This window comes from Paenibacillus contaminans (assembly GCF_003285015.1).
In the GTDB taxonomy this organism is placed as follows: Bacteria; Bacillota; Bacilli; order Paenibacillales; family NBRC-103111; genus Paenibacillus_V; species Paenibacillus_V contaminans.
Genome location: NZ_QMFB01000031.1, coordinates 1 through 14,702 on the forward strand (window position 1 = coordinate 1; position 14,702 = coordinate 14,702).

The following is a 14,702-nucleotide window of genomic DNA, read 5'->3' on the forward strand; positions in this document are numbered from 1 at the left end:
TCTCTCGGCCGGAATTACAGATTATCATGTTTCAAATCTTTATGCAAGCTTTTTTTAAAACTTTTTTTCCTGACCTCGTGCTCAGCCTCTCTTGCAAAAGGAGTTGTCCGAAGCAGGAACCTTAGAATAGCACGGTTCCGGAAGCAGGTCAAGCTTTTTCCGACATTATTCTACATTTATTTTAAATCGGCCAATCTCCTCCCTATCAGCCCCGCTTCAACCGCAGTCCCCCAGCAGCAGCAAGAAACGAAGCACGGACAGCCCGGCATTTCGGATAAAGGATGCATGCATTGGGAATTATGACAGGTGATGCCTTGCACATCATAGGGAGTTTCTTAAAAAAGGGGGCATGCGGTATCAAATTCATACGCAGAAAACCGACACCGCCTACTCGCTACGTTTGGTCGGACGACCAGCAGCTCAGCCCTAATGTTATCCCTTCGGTTTACGACGAGGCATGCAGCTTGGTTCGCACGATATGGTCGAACTGCGACGACGTGGAGTTCAGAGATATCCGGGCAGGCGATACGAGAGTGACGATCTTCTGGGTCGGCACGCTGATCGACAAGCTGTTGGTTCAAACGGGAATCGTGGAACCGCTTATTCGTCTTAAAGAGCCGATAACCGGTCTAGAGGCGTTGGAGCAGCTGCTGCCCATCCCCTCTTACCGGCAAACCGATAAATTGCAGGAGCTCAATCAAGCGGTCGGCAGCGGAATGGCCGCCATACTTGTAGAAAATGGGGAGCAAGCCGTTATCATCGATGTTGCCAGCTTTACGGAGCGTCCCATCGAAAAGTCGGATCTCGAGCCCAGCGTTATCGGCCCGCAGGCCGCTTTCGTAGAAAACCTTCAGAGCAATATCGCCCTCCTAAGGCGAAGACTCAGCAGTCCCCGCGTCAAAATGGAATTTTCGACGATCGGAACGATTTCTCAAACGCAGGTTGCCATGTTATACGTCGACGGTGTCGTCAAACCCGAATATGTGGAAGAAACGCGCAAACGGCTGAAACGCATTTGTATCGACGGCATTTTCGACGCCAATTATGTGGACGAGCTGATCAAAGACGAGCCATATTCGTTATTTCCGACGGTGCAGTCGACCGAACGGCCCGATCGCGTTGCCGCCGGTCTTCTGGAGGGGCGCGTCTCGATCATGATTGACGGAACTCCGCTAGTCATTCTGGTGCCGGTAAGCTTCTTCGGACTTTTGCAATCTGACGAAGATTACTATCAGAACTTCATTACGGCATCTGCGGTAAGACTGCTGCGCCATTGCGCTTTCTGGCTGTCTTTGCTGACGCCGTCATTATATGTGGCATTGCTAACCTATCATCAGGAGATGATTCCGACCGTCTTGCTCGTGACGCTGGTCAAAAGCCGGGAGGGCGTCCCGTTCCCCGCTTTCGTCGAAATGCTTCTGATGGAGTTTTCGTTCGAAATATTGCGGGAAGCCGGCGTCAGGCTGCCGCGCGGCATCGGACAGTCCGTAAGTATCGTCGGCGCGCTCGTCGTCGGAGAAGCCGCCGTTAATGCGGGGATCGTATCGCCGCTCGTCGTCATCGTCGAGGCTTTGACCGGCATCGCCTCGTTCTCGGTTCCTTCTTTCTACCTCGGCTCATCGGTTCGTTTTTTGCGCTTCCCGTTCGTGCTGCTGGCCGGCGCGTTCGGCTTGTACGGCATCGTCATCGCCTTTCTTATTTTACTGACGCATCTGGTATCGCTGCGCTCCTTCGGCGTCCCGTATTTCGCCCCTGTAGCTCCCTCTATCGGCAAAGATATGAAAGACGTGTTCGTGCGCGTGCCTTGGTGGAAAATGAGAACGCGCCCTCAAATGTTCGAGCCTGTAGATGCGAAACGGGGACAAAACAATCCGGTATCGGATTCCGAATCAAGGGATGAGCGCTAATGACTGCTAAACGATGGCTTCGCCGCTTCACTCGGTACGGAATGATCACGCTGCTGTGTTCGGCTTTATCCGGCTGCTGGGACCGGGTCGAGCTTCAGGAAATGTCCATTATTATGGGTATGGGAATCGACCGGAAAGCGGACGGCTCGACTCGCGTGACGGCGCAAATTATCGATACGTCCGGATCTGGCGCATCCAAAGGCAATACGCAGGAAGGAAAATCGTTTCTCCTTCTGGAAGAAGAGGGGCCGACGCTGGAAGAAGCCATGCAGGACTTTTTCGGGAAATCGGCGCGGCGCATGTTTTTTTCGCATATTGCCATCGTCGTGTTCGGTGCGGATTACGCCAAGCACGGACTGGAGCAAGCACTCGAGTATTTTGAAAGGAACCGCGACTTCCGCCGCGTTCAGCATCTCGCCGTTACCGGGGGGACCGCCGTCGAAACGCTGAAAGGCGCTACCGGCGTAGAATCGATAAGCGCGAAGGGTATTTTAGAGCTCGTGATCAATCAAGGAAACACTTCGGTGTCGCTGGAAAGTAGCGAGCTGCTGTTCGATAATGATTTTCTGTCCGCATCCCATGCCCCTATTCTAAGCTGGGTCGATACGAATGCGAAAAACGAAGCGGTCGTCAAAGGAATCGGCGTCTTTCGCGGCGACCGGCTGGCGGGTTTGCTGGAAGGCACGAAGTCGCGGGGCGTGCTCTGGTTTTTGAACAAAGTCGAACGGGCTCAGTTGGAGCTTCCTTGCGAAAATTCGAAGCACACCGGCAGCGGAGCGATGATCGAGGTGCGCCAAATCAAAGTCAAGGTTTCCCCGGTCAACGGCCATGACGAGCCCGAATATCAAGTACGCGTCAATGGAAAGGGAGAAGTCAAAAAAATGTGCACGAACGAGAAGTTCGAAAGCCGCACGGTTCGAGAGATGGAAGTCAAGCTCGCCAAAGCTATAGAAGATGAAATGGCGAGCGCGTTAGCCTACCTGCAAAAAAGCAAGACGGACGCCGTTCAGTTCGGCAGCAAGCTTTTTGCAAAAGATCCTCGGAGATGGCGCAAACTGTCCCAAGAATGGCCCGAGCATTTTACAAACGCCAAGACCGATTATTCGATCGACATTCAAATTACGCATCCCGGCATGATTTCCAAGCCGCTGCCCCGTATGTACGATCCGAATAGCAGCGCGCCGAAGTTTAATTGGGAGGAATCGGGACCTTGATCTTGATCGGCGTTCTTTTTATCGCGGGTATCGCTCTCGAGTGGCGCTCGTTATGGCGGAAAAAGCTTTGGAAGGAATGGATCGTTCAACTGAGCTTCATAGCCGCTTCCATGGTCATGGCTTTCCTCGTTCAGCTTAACGTACAATTACCATTCGATCCGCTCGGCTGGATTAACGCCATTTTTAGACCGGTAACCAAATGGCTGTATCAGATCATGTAAAGGAGAGGCCGGGATGCAGCAAATATCGCACAAGCAGTTAGGCTTTTTCCTGTACTTCCAAGTCATCGGACTAGGCATTCTCGTATATCCCATTACGATCGGACAGTCGGTCGTTCGCGACGCTTGGCTGGTAGGCTTTACTTATATGATTGCAGCGGCCTTCGTGACAGTAGTCGTCGCCTGGTTTGCACATGTCTTTCCCGGTCAAACGCTGATCTCCGGACTCCGCTCCGCTTTCGGCTCGTGGCTGGGGTCGCTTCTCGGGGTATGGGTATTGTTCTGGCTGTATCTTGTCGCCTGTATCGATGCGCTCGAAACGACTTTGTTCCTCAATACGACCCTCTTTCCGAATACGCCCAATTACGTCATCACCGCGCTGTTTATCATCCCGATTTCCTATGCCGTTTATATGGGAGTCGAAGTGCTCGGGCGTCTGGCCGAAATTATTTCTCCCGTCGGCGTCGCGCTAACGATGCTGCTTTTTTTGCTGGCGCTCAAAAATGCGCATATTTCCTATGTCACGCCTGTGCTTGCCGACGGCATGTCGCCGGTACTGCGGGGCTCTGCATTTCCATGGGCGGCAGGAATGAAGTTTATCGTCGCGTTATTCCTCGTTCCGACCCTGAACAAAGCGGGGAAGCTCGGGCGAACCCTTATGCTGGCCGGCATTTGCGTCGGGCTTACGGGCGTTTTTATCGAAGGGGCGACCACGCTCGTACTCGGGCAGACCAGAGGGTCTTCCAGCTACCCGCTTCTGGAAGTCGTGCGGACGATTCGAATAGGCAGCTTTGTCGAACGTCTGGATACGATTTTCGTCAGCTTGCTGATCGTCACCATCTTCGTCAACTTGACCGTGCTGCACTACTGTATCGCTTGCGGGCTGCAGCAGCTGCTCCGTCTCAGTCATCATAAGACGATCGTCTGGAGTATCGGCATGCTGCTCTGGGCAGGCAGCGTATTTCTTTTTCGCGACAGTCAGCAGGAAAAATCATTCGTACTGTTCACGATTCCGGGTTATCACTATTTCACCGGCTTGATCATCCCCTCGCTCGCAGCTGCCGCATACCTTATCCGGAAGAAGCTGTTTCCGAAGGCCGGAAGCAAAAAAGGCGCATAAACGGAAAACAACCGCCACGGTGTCAGCGAGGCGGCTATCGGCGTTTGATCGGCTATTTATTTATGATCAGCGGCCCATTCTATAATTGTTGTTCGTCCGGAAAACGCGTTCCGCAAGCCGGTTAAAATCGTCGATTCGCACAATCGGGCCGCTATCCGGGTTCAGCTTTTCATAAAAAGCACGATCCGCCGTCACATAAACGCTCTTATCCGGAAACGCCGATCGCGCCATGTCGATAATCGCTTGATTGATATCGAGCGAAAGTCCTTGGTAAGCCTGCCCCGTGCTATCGCGGTTGTCGGGAACCGAATTCGGCCCGATTTTGCCCTTGTTGCCCGGATTGCCGTGCTGCGTTTTCTTTAACCCGGAATCGTTCAATTGCACAGCCACATATACGTTTCGGTCGGTAACGACGACTCCCGCTCCTTCAATGCCGTTCATCGCGGCAATTCGGGAAGCCAGCTGCGGATCGTGTACAGCCGTCGCGTTGTTGTGGAGCTGCGTCGGATTCGACGCTCCAACCCGGTTCTGAGGAGGCTGATCCGTAGCGAGCATACGGGTATCGCTCGTCGTTTTCGAGCCGTACTCCCGCATATTTTTGTCGGTGGCGGTTTTTGGCTTGCCTGCAGTGCAAGCGGCGGCGGAAAGTCCTAAACAGCCGGCGATAAGTACGATTGCAAAGCGCTTCATATTCACTTGCCCAGCTCCCTTCATAACTAGGAATCACCCTTTATCATCTGCCCGCTTGAATGAGGATATACGTTTAGACAATAAAAAAAGCTTGCCCGCATGATCGCAGACAAGCCTTGCCAAAAGCCTGATAGGTATGTATGTACGGAAATCGGTTTGCAGCCGGCTTTCCCGCCAGCGTTTACTTGAGCATGCCGCGGTAAGCGCCCGGCACCGAGCCTTCGATCGGAATCGCTCCCAGCGTTTTGCTGTAAAACTCGGTCGGACCCGCTCCGCCGATTATCGCGTAGGCGTATCCTTCGTCACGCAAAGCATGCATGCACGCCAGCAGCAGCGCTTTGCCGACGCCTTTGCCTCGCATGGAAGGGTCGACTCCCGTCGGACCGAAATAATTTTTGCAGGTCGCCTCGTAACAGCCGAAGCCGACGACCTTCCCTTCTTCCGTTGCGATAAAACACGAAACCGGCTGGCGCGAGAACGCCACGTCGACCTCGCTCTCCCAATGGGCATTAAACGTCTGACGCACCCATTCCTTCACAATATGCTTCTCTGGCGCAAGTCCGCGGCGAATGACGATTCCCGACTCGGCGAGCTGGTTGATCAGCGTTGTTTTCTCTGGCAGTTCATACAGTTTGACGAGCATGTCCGGCATTGGAGAATTCCTCCTGTTGAATAGTCTTGGTATGTTTGCTCCATATTATAAAGCAATTAGTATACCTTAACAATTCAAAGAGCTAATTTCCTCGCTGCAAAAAAACTTCTGCATTTCTCGCAATCAACATGCCGCTTTGACCCGTCTAGCAGGAAAGAGATGTCACTTCTCGTTTACCGCCTCCAAAATCATAAGCAGTTTACCGAATTTCCATTCCACTTGCTTCGTTTGAAAACCCGCTTGCCGAACGAGCTCAGCCGTATTGCGGTTAAGATGGCAGCCGTCGCACATACGCTTCCACCAGGGAGTAAGCCAGTCTTGCAGCTTGCCCGGAATACTGCGGTCGATTCGAACATGTTCCATCAGTAATAATACGGCGCCCGGCTTGGACACTCTGCGAATTTCCATAAGCGCTTTTTGCGGATCGGGAATCGTGCACAGAACCAGCGTACCCACTACGGTATCGAATGCGTTATCCTCGAACGGCAGCCACTCGGCCCCGGCTCTTTCCACTTCTATCGGTATATTTGATAACTTGGCGCGCGCAAGGGATATCTCCAGCATGGTTCGGTTCGGCTCGATCGCGACTATTCTTTCACCGTTTCTGTAATGGGGAAAATTCACTCCCGTTCCCGAACCGATTTCCAAAATGCTTCCTTTTGCCTTCTGCAGAAGTTGTTCGCGCATTTGCCGCAAGCCCATATACTCAAGAGGCTGCATCAGCGCATCGTAATGATCGTTGAAAAATCGGCTCATCGCGTTCCCCGCTTCAAATTAAGTGTTTGCATCCATTTCGGCAAAAAAACAAGAAGACGGGAACCCGGCGGATGTTTTCATCCAGGGTTCCCTCAACTTTTATTCGGAATGATTGATTTTAAGCCGCTGCAGTCTCAGCGCATTCAATACGACCGATACCGAGCTCAATGCCATGGCCGCTCCGGCAACCCAAGGCGCCAGCAGTCCGATCGCCGCGATCGGGATTCCCAATGTATTGTATCCTAGCGCCCAAAATAAGTTTTGCTTAATATTGCCCATCGTTTTTTTGCTCATATAAATGGCATCCGGAATGCTGTTCAGATCGCCGCGCATCAAGGTTACATCCGCAGCTTCCATCGCCACATCGGTTCCGGTACCGATCGCCATGCCGATATCCGCCATTGCGAGAGCGGGGGCGTCATTGATGCCGTCGCCGACCATCGCGACCTTTTTGCCCTGCGCTTGAAGCTTTTTGACTTCATCGGCTTTTCCTTCCGGCAGTACCTCGGCAAGTACATGATCGATGCCTACTTGCTTTGCAATAGCCTTAGCCGTACGCTCGTTGTCCCCGGTTATCATAATGACTTGGATACCGAGCGCTTTCAATCTTGTTACGGCTTCTTTGGACGTTTCTTTAATCGTATCGGCCACTGCTACCAGACCGGCATATTGGCGGTCGACGGCAATCAGCATCGCCGTTTTGCCCGATTGCTCCAAACTGTTCATCGTTTCAAAAGCCGCCTCAGCCGGTACATCGAATTTTGCCATAAGCTTGCGCGTTCCGGCCAGAACCTCTTTGCCCTCTACGATGGCGCGAATGCCGTACCCGGGAATCGCTTCAAACTCCACCGAGCTCGGAACGGAAATCCCTTTTGCGGCAATACCGGAAACGATCGCTTCCGCAAGCGGATGCTCCGAGTTTTTTTCGGCTCCGCCCACCAGACGCAAGAAATCCGCTTCATCGATGCCTTGAACGATCACGTCCGTCAGCTCCGGCTTTCCTTTCGTTACCGTTCCGGTTTTATCGAGAATAATCGCATCGATACGGTGAGTCGCCTCCAAATGCTCCCCGCCCTTGAAAAGAATACCGAGCTCTGCGGCACGCCCGGAGCCTGCCATGATCGAAGTCGGAGTAGCCAACCCAAGCGCACAAGGACAAGCGATGACCAAAATCGCGATAGCCTTCTCAAGCGCGCTCGCAAAGTCGCCTGGCTCGATTATGAAAAACCAAACGAGGAAGGCGGCAAGCGCAATACCTACCACAATCGGGACAAAAATGCCGGAAATGACATCGGCAATACGCTGAATCGGCGCTTTCGAGCCTTGTGCTTCTTCCACGACTTTGATAATTTGAGCAAGCGCCGTTTCTTTGCCTACTTTCGTCGCTTTCACTTTCAGCAAACCGTTTTTATTGATCGTAGCTCCGATAACGCTATCTCCGGCTTTCTTGTCAACCGGAATGCTTTCCCCTGTCAGCATGGATTCGTCGACTGTCGAGCTTCCTTCGATAACTTCTCCGTCAACCGGAATTTTTTCGCCGGGTTTGACAAGCAATACGTCTCCCGCAGCCACTTCTTCTACCGGTATGCTAAGCTCTTGGCCATCGCGGATGACGAGCGCCGTTTTGGCCTGCAGGCCCATCAATGTTTTAATGGCTTCGGATGTCCGGCCTTTAGCCAGAGACTCGAACAATTTCCCTAACAAAATAAGCGTAATCAACACGGCGCTGGTTTCGTAATACATCGAAGGCGCGTGATGGCCTCCCATTCCCGGCATTGACGCCATGGTTGCCCAATCGATCGATAAATACAAGCTGTAGAAATATGCGGCGGACGTTCCGAGCGCGACAAGCACATCCATATTCGCGCTTTTGTTGCGCAAGGCTTTATAAGCGCCCACATAGAACTGCCAGCCGATCATAAACTGGACCGGAGTAGCCAACACTAATTGAAACCACGGATTCATGAATATTTCCGGCATCCATATCCATGATGTAAAGGAAAAGTGAGTGACCATCGCCCATAAGAGCGGGAACGATAAAATCGCCGAAACAAGCAACTTCCGTTTTTGGCGGGAAATTTCCTTCCGGCGATGCTCAGCCGGGTCCCCTTGTTCCTGCTTCGGGACGGCTTTATAGCCGAGCTGCTCCACTTTTTTCTGCATATCGGAAAGCGTTACGCTGCCGGAGGAGTATTGTACGTGAGCGGTTTCCAGGGCGAAATTGACAGTCGCTTGCGTCACGCCAGGGAGTTTGTTTAATCCCTTCTCGATTCTCGTCGCGCATGCCGCACAAGTCATGCCGCTGATTTGCAACTCTATAGATTCCTTCAAAGTGCCATATCCGAGCTTCTGAATATTTTGCTCCATTTGAGCGATATCCACTTTCTTCGGATCGTAAGTGACAGTCGCTCTCTCCAAAGCAAAATTGACATTGGCATCTTCTACGCCTTCCACTTTGCTTAGCCCTTTCTCAATCCGGTTGGCGCAAGCCGCGCATGTCATACCGGTAATTTGCAAGGACGCTTGTTTCTTCTCCAGCTCTTGAGCCTGCATGATCAACACCTCGTTAAGTCTTGCTTATAATAAATGCTTTTTGTTTTCCGCCTTATAGTACGGGAAGCTCTCTTTTAAAGAAAAGCCGCTTCGATAGCGGCGGATGCGATTATACGACTGTATATCCCTGTTCCTCGATCGCCTCTTTAATGGCGTCCAGCGAAAGCTTGTTTTCGTCGTATTCTACGGCGACCTTCTCATTGGCCAAATCGACCTGTCCGTTCGCTCCCAAAGTTCTAAGAGCGCCTTCGATGGAATTGACACAATGATTGCAAGACATCCCCTCAACCTGGATCGTTACGTTTGTCATGAACAACCTCTCCTTTTACCTTCGTATATTTTGAATTCACCGGTTTACGGTTTTTAGCTCATTCGGCGATCCCCTCATCTTCTTGTTGAACCGGGGCTTCGCTTCGTCTTGATGTTAGTATACCCCCCTACAGTATATTCTGTCAACAAAAAGATTACTCCCCTACCCTATATTTTCGAATAAGAACAATCTCTATGGATGATCTCCTTTAGTCTCTATCTTCCTTAATCACTTTATTCACTCCCTGAAGTGGGGTGCGGGGACGCGTATGCGGGAAGGAAATGAGGCTGCTTCTATTAAAAAAGATCCCGAGGAACTTATCCCTCGAGACCTTCTTGCTGCATAAACAGCCCTATTTATTTGAATAATTGCAATAGCCCTTTAAACTCCAATTCCTCGAACTTGCTTATCGCCCGGTCCCGATCCACATCAAGCAGGCAATCCTCCATGGTGCAAGCAACCGGCACGTCGCAGCGGATGCGGGCAAGATCGCGCGACAGATGCAGCATATCCAGCTCGGCTTCGATTTTGGTCCGGACGCCTTTCGGCAGCTGCGCCAGGTTCTCCAGGATGCCCTCGATATGCAGGAACTCGTTAAGCAGCTTGACCGCCGTTTTCTCGCCGATCCCCTTAACTCCCGGATAATTGTCCGCCGTATCTCCGGTGAGCCCTTTTAAGTCGACGATCTGCTGTGCGGTCAGCCCTTTTTCCTCCAAGAGGACATCGGGGGTATAGACTTGGTAATTGCCAGGTCCCTTCTTCATGATGATGACGTTCGTACGTTCATCCACAAGCTGCAGCATATCGTGGTCGCCGGTCAAAATCAGCACCTGCGAATGCTCGCTGTATGTACGGGCCAGCGTTCCGATGCAGTCGTCCGCTTCATAGCCGGCAAGGCCGACGTTCGGCACGCCCATCGCTTCGGTCACTTCCTTCACCAGGCTGAATTGCGGGATAAGCTCCTCCGGCGCTTCGTCGCGGTTTCCTTTGTAGGCGCCGAACATCTCGGTCCGGAACGTTGTGCTCCCCATGTCCCAGCAGCAAACCACGTGACTCGGTTCGAACCTCTCGACGGCATCCCAAAAATATTTAACGAAGCCGTAAACGGCATTGGTCGGCACGCCGGCGCTCGTTTTTTTAATATAGCCGCTGTAAGCAGAGGCATAATAGGCGCGGAACAGCAGAGCCATCCCGTCGACCAGCATGACGCTTTGTGAAACGCTAGATTGCAAATCTTCCAACTCCCATAAGTCAATTTAGCTCTATTATAGCATAATTTGGCCATTCGGCTTACTGGGAAAAAGAAGCGCCTTGACAGGATCGCCTGTCAAGGCGGCATGCTTGATTCGTTTAAAATCCGGCAGCCGTCGTAGTCACGATGATCGGCTCTTTTTTGGTGATGATGATCGTATGCTCATGCTGCGCGGCGTAGCTTTGATCCGGCACGGACAGCGTCCAGCCGTCCGCCTGCTCTACGGCAAAATTCGCGCCCGTCGATAAGAACGGCTCGATCGTCAGAACCTGGCCTTCCTTCAAAACTCTGCGGTCCGTCGGGTCGAATACAGGTAAAATTTGATCGGGCTCCTCGTGCAATGCGCGTCCGATACCGTGGCTGCAAAGATTTTGAATGACTCGGTAGCCCCCTTTTCGCGCTTCGGCTTGTATGATTTTGCCTACCAGGTTGAGCTTCACGCCGGCTCTGAGCTGGGAAATCACCTGCATCATCGTGCGGTGCGTATAATCGCAAAGCTTTACGATCCGTTCCTCATAGGGCGGAATCTGAAAGGAATGTCCCGTATCCGCATAATAACCGTCAAGCTCGGCCGAAACGTCGATATTGATCAGATCGCCGCCTTTTAGCTTGCGCTTGCCCGGAATCCCGTGCGCTACCTCGCGGTTCAAGCTGATACATGTCGCCCCAGGGAAGCGATACAGCTTTCTCGGAGCTGCGGTAGCGCCGTATTTGCTGAGGACGCTGTCGCCGATCGCATCCAGCTCTCTCGTCGTCATGCCCGGCTTCGCATGCTTCTTCATTTCTTCGATAGTCCGTGCAACGACATAACCGATCCGTTTCAGTCCTTCGATATCGTTAGGCGAGTCAATTGTCATACGGGAATCCTCCGATTTATTTAAAGTGTCGGCAAATTGAAATGTTGATTCCCATATTAATACACTTATTTGAAAAAGGCAAAATAAACGAACGGATGCACGGTGGCTCCCGCTTTCCTGTACAAGTGAAACACCAAAAGATAATTGTTGGGCGGATATGTTTATTTTTACGGCTTAACGCTTTTTTAGGCACATTTTAACGGAGGATATTCGTTTCCATTAAAAAGCAGCCGGCACTGCCGCGCCTGGCCGCTTTTTTTGTTATACGATCGCTATTCCCATATCTTTTTTATTATTAGCTGTTGCAGCTTGGGAACCGTGTAATGGTGCGCACTTGTCTAAGCGGAAAGCGGAAGGTAGCGAACTGGGTACCGAACAGAAACTGGAGCAGGAAAATCTCGCCGTTTCTAACATCGCATAAAATGCCGGCCACTCCTTGCCCGTTAACCAAGGCAACGCCGACGGGCCTGCCGATCAGCTTGCAAAACTCGTGTTTCTTATTGTTATTATTAGACATGGGAATCCCCCCTTTCTCTATTATTCTATGAAACATGATAGAGAAGGGTACGTAGGATGCGAGGAAACAAGCGGCAGACCAGCGGCCGGAAGCCTATCGTCGCGTCGCTTTCGGTTCAAAACCGAATTCGCGTCGTAACGCGTAAATGCGGAACATGGATGAGCATCCGATGATTTGGATAGTGGTGCTAGGAGAGATGCAAACCGAGGAAAGGTTACGATAAATCTTCGAAGTCTGCTTATCGACCGAAGCCTCGAAGGAAAGCATTTGTGTGAAAGACTCCACAACGACATAAAAGGCCGCATCCCATAGGAACGCCGCCTTTCGATCTAATTCGGCAAAAAATAGCTTCGGGGATATAGTCCAACATCGTTAGCCGGTTTTCCCGTTAGCTCTGCAAAAATTCGCCGATCCGGCGTACCGCTTCGCGAAGCCGTTCTTCATCCTGAACGAGGGCAATGCGCACATAACCCTCGCCCTCAGTGCCGAAAGCATCCCCCGGTATGACGACTACGCCTGTCCGGTACAGGATTTCCCGGGAAATTTGTCGAGACGTCCATCCGGACGGAATCGGTGCCCAAATAAACATCGTCGCCTTCGGCTTCGGTATGTCCCAGCCATAATCTCGAAGCCCCTCGATTACAATATCGCGGCGGCGTTCGTACACCTTCGACTTCGTTTCGACATCCGGCGCGCGCATGTCTTCCTCTAATGCGGCAATGCCGGCTTCCTGTACGGCAAGGAAAACGCCATAGTCGATTTGCGACTTTAGTGTGCGAAGCGCCCGCACCGCCTCGGGATGGCCCACCATAAAAGCAAGCCTGCAGCCCGCCATATTAAACGCCTTGGAAAGCGAATGAAACTCGACTGCCGTTTCTTTGGCCCCTTCGATTTGCAGGATGCTTTCCGGCCGGCAGCCGTCGAACGCCATCTCGGAATACGCAAGATCGTGCACGATCAATATGTCGTACTCGCGTGCAAAGGCGACCGCCTCCTCGAAAAAAGCGCGGTCCGCCACAGCCGACAGCGGGTTGCCCGGGTAATTGAGCATCATAAATTTCGCTTTGCGCGCCACGTCAGCCGGTATGTCCTCCAACCTCGGCAGGAAGCCGTTCTTCGCGCGGAGCGGCATCGGATGAGGGGAAACTCCCGCAATGACGAGACTCGCGGCGTAGATCGGGTAGCCCGGGTCCGGGATTAGCGCAGTATCGCCGGGATCCGTAATCGATAGCGCCAAGTGGGCCAGCCCGTCCTGGGAGCCCATAAGCGCCAGCACCTCGGACTCCGGATCAAGCTCCACCGCAAAGCGGTGCCTATACCAGCGCGAAACCGTTTCGCGAAACCGCAAGCTCCCCTCCGATGTAGGGTAGCCGTAGTTTGCTCCGATGCGGACCGCTTGCTCAAGCGCCCGGATCACCGTCTCGGACGGCGGTTTATCGGGGCTTCCGATACCAAGATCGATAATGTCGAGCCCGTTTTGCCGCACTTCGGCCTTCCACCCCGCCATCTCCGAGAAAATGGCTGAGCCGAGCTTCTGCAGCCTTTTCGATTCGACTACCTTCATCGGTGTGCTCCTCCGTTCCTGATTTCCTATCTGCGTGTCAGAGGCATGCCGATGTCGGCCACCACATACATCAAAATTAGCAGCAAACATGCGAGCAGCGCATAAGCGCAGCCGAATTTCCAGCGCGACGATACTGGCACCTCATAATAAGCGTCGTTCTCATAAGAATCGTAATCGACCTGGACGCGGATGACGAGCATCAGCTTGCCTTCCTTCTTCCGCCTATCGACTCTATGTACGAACGCTTGCGTAATAAGCCCCTGCTCCGCCAACGGCACGAGACCGCGAAATCCGATCTGCTCCCAGTACAGCACAACCTTCTGCTTTCCGTTTAATTCGGAGAATGTCGTAAACTCCAAATCGCGCCGATGATCCGTTCCGGGAAGGAAGCCGCCCCTTTCTTCGATCTGCGAAGCCGGTATCTCGAAGCTCGCCCATGTCGAATGCCCTTTCTTGCCGGTTCGGCTTGCTATGTATTTCCGGTACAAATCCCAAGCGAACCAAGCCCATAGAACGAACAAGAAATAGAGCTTTAACCATACGATGACGACAATGCCGACGACAAGACCTAGCAGCCACAGCCAGCGGCTTACCGCGATCGCGATCTTCCCGCCGTCGAGCGGCTGGATGGGCAGCAGATTGAGCAAATTGAGCAATACGCCGATATAAGCGAGGGCCATAAACAGAGGAATATCCCACTGCCAACCGATCAACAGGGCAATAAGGGCTCCGATGCTGCCCAATACCGGCCCGCCCATGGCGATGTAGGCTTCGGTTTCCGCATCGCGCGGATGCCGTTTCATATTGACGATAGCGCCGATAAGCGGAATAAAAACCGGAGCTGAAGTCGGCAGCCCTTTTTGGCGTGCGGCAAAAACATGTCCGAGCTCATGAATCAGAATCAGGAGGACGAACCCGATAGCCAGCTGCAGCGGGGCGATCAAAGCGTAAGCGCCGACCGAAACCATCATGCTGATAACCGCGCCGCCGACGGTGCCGAGCTTCATGAGCGGCAGAAGCGTTTTAATTTTCGTCAAAAAAAAGGCGCCTATGGCACCGAGTACCCATAAGGGCTTTTTCTTATTCGCGTTG

General features: G+C 52.5%; 14 protein-coding genes. 4 read left to right on the forward strand and 10 right to left on the reverse strand.

Features of this window, described 5'->3' with window-relative positions:
* Window positions 1–464: 464 nt before the first annotated feature.
* From DQG23_RS33600 to DQG23_RS33615, 4 genes are read left to right on the forward strand one after another with little or no spacing between them, the layout of a single operon-like run.
* Window positions 465–1,907 carry a spore germination protein gene (locus tag DQG23_RS33600; RefSeq protein ID WP_158560831.1) on the forward strand — a complete coding sequence of 481 codons (1,443 nt, stop codon included), beginning with the start codon at window positions 465–467 and terminating at the stop codon, window positions 1,905–1,907.
* Complete coding sequence (locus DQG23_RS33605) at window positions 1,907–3,121, forward strand: Ger(x)C family spore germination protein (protein ID WP_113035419.1); 1,215 nt, start codon at window positions 1,907–1,909, stop codon at window positions 3,119–3,121. The genes DQG23_RS33600 and DQG23_RS33605 overlap by 1 nt, the downstream gene beginning before the upstream one ends.
* Window positions 3,118–3,342, forward strand: coding sequence for a hypothetical protein (locus DQG23_RS33610; RefSeq protein ID WP_113035420.1), 225 nt, complete (start codon window positions 3,118–3,120; stop codon window positions 3,340–3,342). Before DQG23_RS33605 ends, DQG23_RS33610 begins: the two co-directional genes overlap by 4 nt.
* A 13-nt stretch (window positions 3,343–3,355) precedes the next feature.
* Window positions 3,356–4,459 (forward strand): GerAB/ArcD/ProY family transporter, encoded by a 1,104-nt coding sequence (locus tag DQG23_RS33615; RefSeq protein ID WP_113035421.1) that lies wholly within the window; start codon window positions 3,356–3,358, stop codon window positions 4,457–4,459.
* A 66-nt stretch (window positions 4,460–4,525) separates the two neighbouring features.
* On the opposite strand, the gene DQG23_RS33620 is transcribed toward DQG23_RS33615, so the two are convergent.
* The 10 genes from DQG23_RS33620 to DQG23_RS33665 form a co-directional block, all read right to left on the reverse strand.
* Window positions 4,526–5,149, reverse strand: a complete 624-nt coding sequence (locus DQG23_RS33620) for a YhcN/YlaJ family sporulation lipoprotein (protein WP_238178165.1) — start codon at window positions 5,147–5,149, stop codon at window positions 4,526–4,528.
* 181 nt (window positions 5,150–5,330) lie between these two features.
* Window positions 5,331–5,801, reverse strand: coding sequence for a GNAT family N-acetyltransferase (locus tag DQG23_RS33625; protein ID WP_113035423.1), 471 nt, complete (start codon window positions 5,799–5,801; stop codon window positions 5,331–5,333).
* 162 nt (window positions 5,802–5,963) lie between these two features.
* Window positions 5,964–6,557, reverse strand: coding sequence for a class I SAM-dependent methyltransferase (locus tag DQG23_RS33630; RefSeq protein ID WP_113035424.1), 594 nt, complete (start codon window positions 6,555–6,557; stop codon window positions 5,964–5,966).
* 99 nt (window positions 6,558–6,656) lie between these two features.
* A complete protein-coding gene (locus tag DQG23_RS33635) occupies window positions 6,657–9,110 on the reverse strand; it encodes a heavy metal translocating P-type ATPase (protein WP_113035425.1) in 2,454 nt (817 codons plus the stop codon).
* A gap of 109 nt (window positions 9,111–9,219) precedes the next feature.
* Window positions 9,220–9,420 carry a copper ion binding protein gene (locus DQG23_RS33640; RefSeq protein ID WP_113035426.1) on the reverse strand — a complete coding sequence of 67 codons (201 nt, stop codon included), beginning with the start codon at window positions 9,418–9,420 and terminating at the stop codon, window positions 9,220–9,222.
* 356 nt (window positions 9,421–9,776) lie between these two features.
* On the reverse strand, window positions 9,777–10,625 hold the full coding sequence (locus tag DQG23_RS33645) for a 5'-3' exonuclease (RefSeq protein WP_113035500.1): 849 nt from the start codon (window positions 10,623–10,625) through the stop codon (window positions 9,777–9,779).
* Window positions 10,626–10,770: 145 nt separating this feature from the next.
* Window positions 10,771–11,529, reverse strand: a complete 759-nt coding sequence (gene map, locus DQG23_RS33650; RefSeq protein ID WP_113035427.1) for a type I methionyl aminopeptidase — start codon at window positions 11,527–11,529, stop codon at window positions 10,771–10,773.
* A 295-nt stretch (window positions 11,530–11,824) separates the two neighbouring features.
* Window positions 11,825–12,046, reverse strand: coding sequence for a hypothetical protein (locus DQG23_RS33655; protein WP_113035428.1), 222 nt, complete (start codon window positions 12,044–12,046; stop codon window positions 11,825–11,827).
* Window positions 12,047–12,434: 388 nt separating this feature from the next.
* The gene (locus tag DQG23_RS33660; RefSeq protein WP_113035429.1) at window positions 12,435–13,610 is read right to left on the reverse strand and encodes an aminotransferase class I/II-fold pyridoxal phosphate-dependent enzyme; all 1,176 of its coding nucleotides are present in this window, start codon (window positions 13,608–13,610) and stop codon (window positions 12,435–12,437) included.
* A gap of 26 nt (window positions 13,611–13,636) precedes the next feature.
* Complete coding sequence (locus DQG23_RS33665) at window positions 13,637–14,647, reverse strand: site-2 protease family protein (protein ID WP_238178161.1); 1,011 nt, start codon at window positions 14,645–14,647, stop codon at window positions 13,637–13,639.
* Between the last annotated feature and the right edge of the window lie 55 nt (window positions 14,648–14,702).

What these genes read in the sequence shown, in the direction of transcription:
- DQG23_RS33625 (WP_113035423.1), bottom strand. Translation starts at nt 5,801, where the DNA reads ATGCCGGACATGCTCGTCAAACTGTATGAACTGCCAGAGAAAACAACG.
- DQG23_RS33615 (WP_113035421.1), top strand. Translation starts at nt 3,356, where the DNA reads ATGCAGCAAATATCGCACAAGCAGTTAGGCTTTTTCCTGTACTTCCAA.
- map (WP_113035427.1), bottom strand. Translation starts at nt 11,529, where the DNA reads ATGACAATTGACTCGCCTAACGATATCGAAGGACTGAAACGGATCGGT.
- DQG23_RS33645 (WP_113035500.1), bottom strand. Translation starts at nt 10,625, where the DNA reads ATGCTGGTCGACGGGATGGCTCTGCTGTTCCGCGCCTATTATGCCTCT.
- DQG23_RS33655 (WP_113035428.1), bottom strand. Translation starts at nt 12,046, where the DNA reads ATGTCTAATAATAACAATAAGAAACACGAGTTTTGCAAGCTGATCGGC.
- DQG23_RS33635 (WP_113035425.1), bottom strand. Translation starts at nt 9,110, where the DNA reads ATGCAGGCTCAAGAGCTGGAGAAGAAACAAGCGTCCTTGCAAATTACC.
- DQG23_RS33605 (WP_113035419.1), top strand. Translation starts at nt 1,907, where the DNA reads ATGACTGCTAAACGATGGCTTCGCCGCTTCACTCGGTACGGAATGATC.
- DQG23_RS33630 (WP_113035424.1), bottom strand. Translation starts at nt 6,557, where the DNA reads ATGAGCCGATTTTTCAACGATCATTACGATGCGCTGATGCAGCCTCTT.
- DQG23_RS33620 (WP_238178165.1), bottom strand. Translation starts at nt 5,149, where the DNA reads ATGAAGCGCTTTGCAATCGTACTTATCGCCGGCTGTTTAGGACTTTCC.
- DQG23_RS33640 (WP_113035426.1), bottom strand. Translation starts at nt 9,420, where the DNA reads ATGACAAACGTAACGATCCAGGTTGAGGGGATGTCTTGCAATCATTGT.
- DQG23_RS33660 (WP_113035429.1), bottom strand. Translation starts at nt 13,610, where the DNA reads ATGAAGGTAGTCGAATCGAAAAGGCTGCAGAAGCTCGGCTCAGCCATT.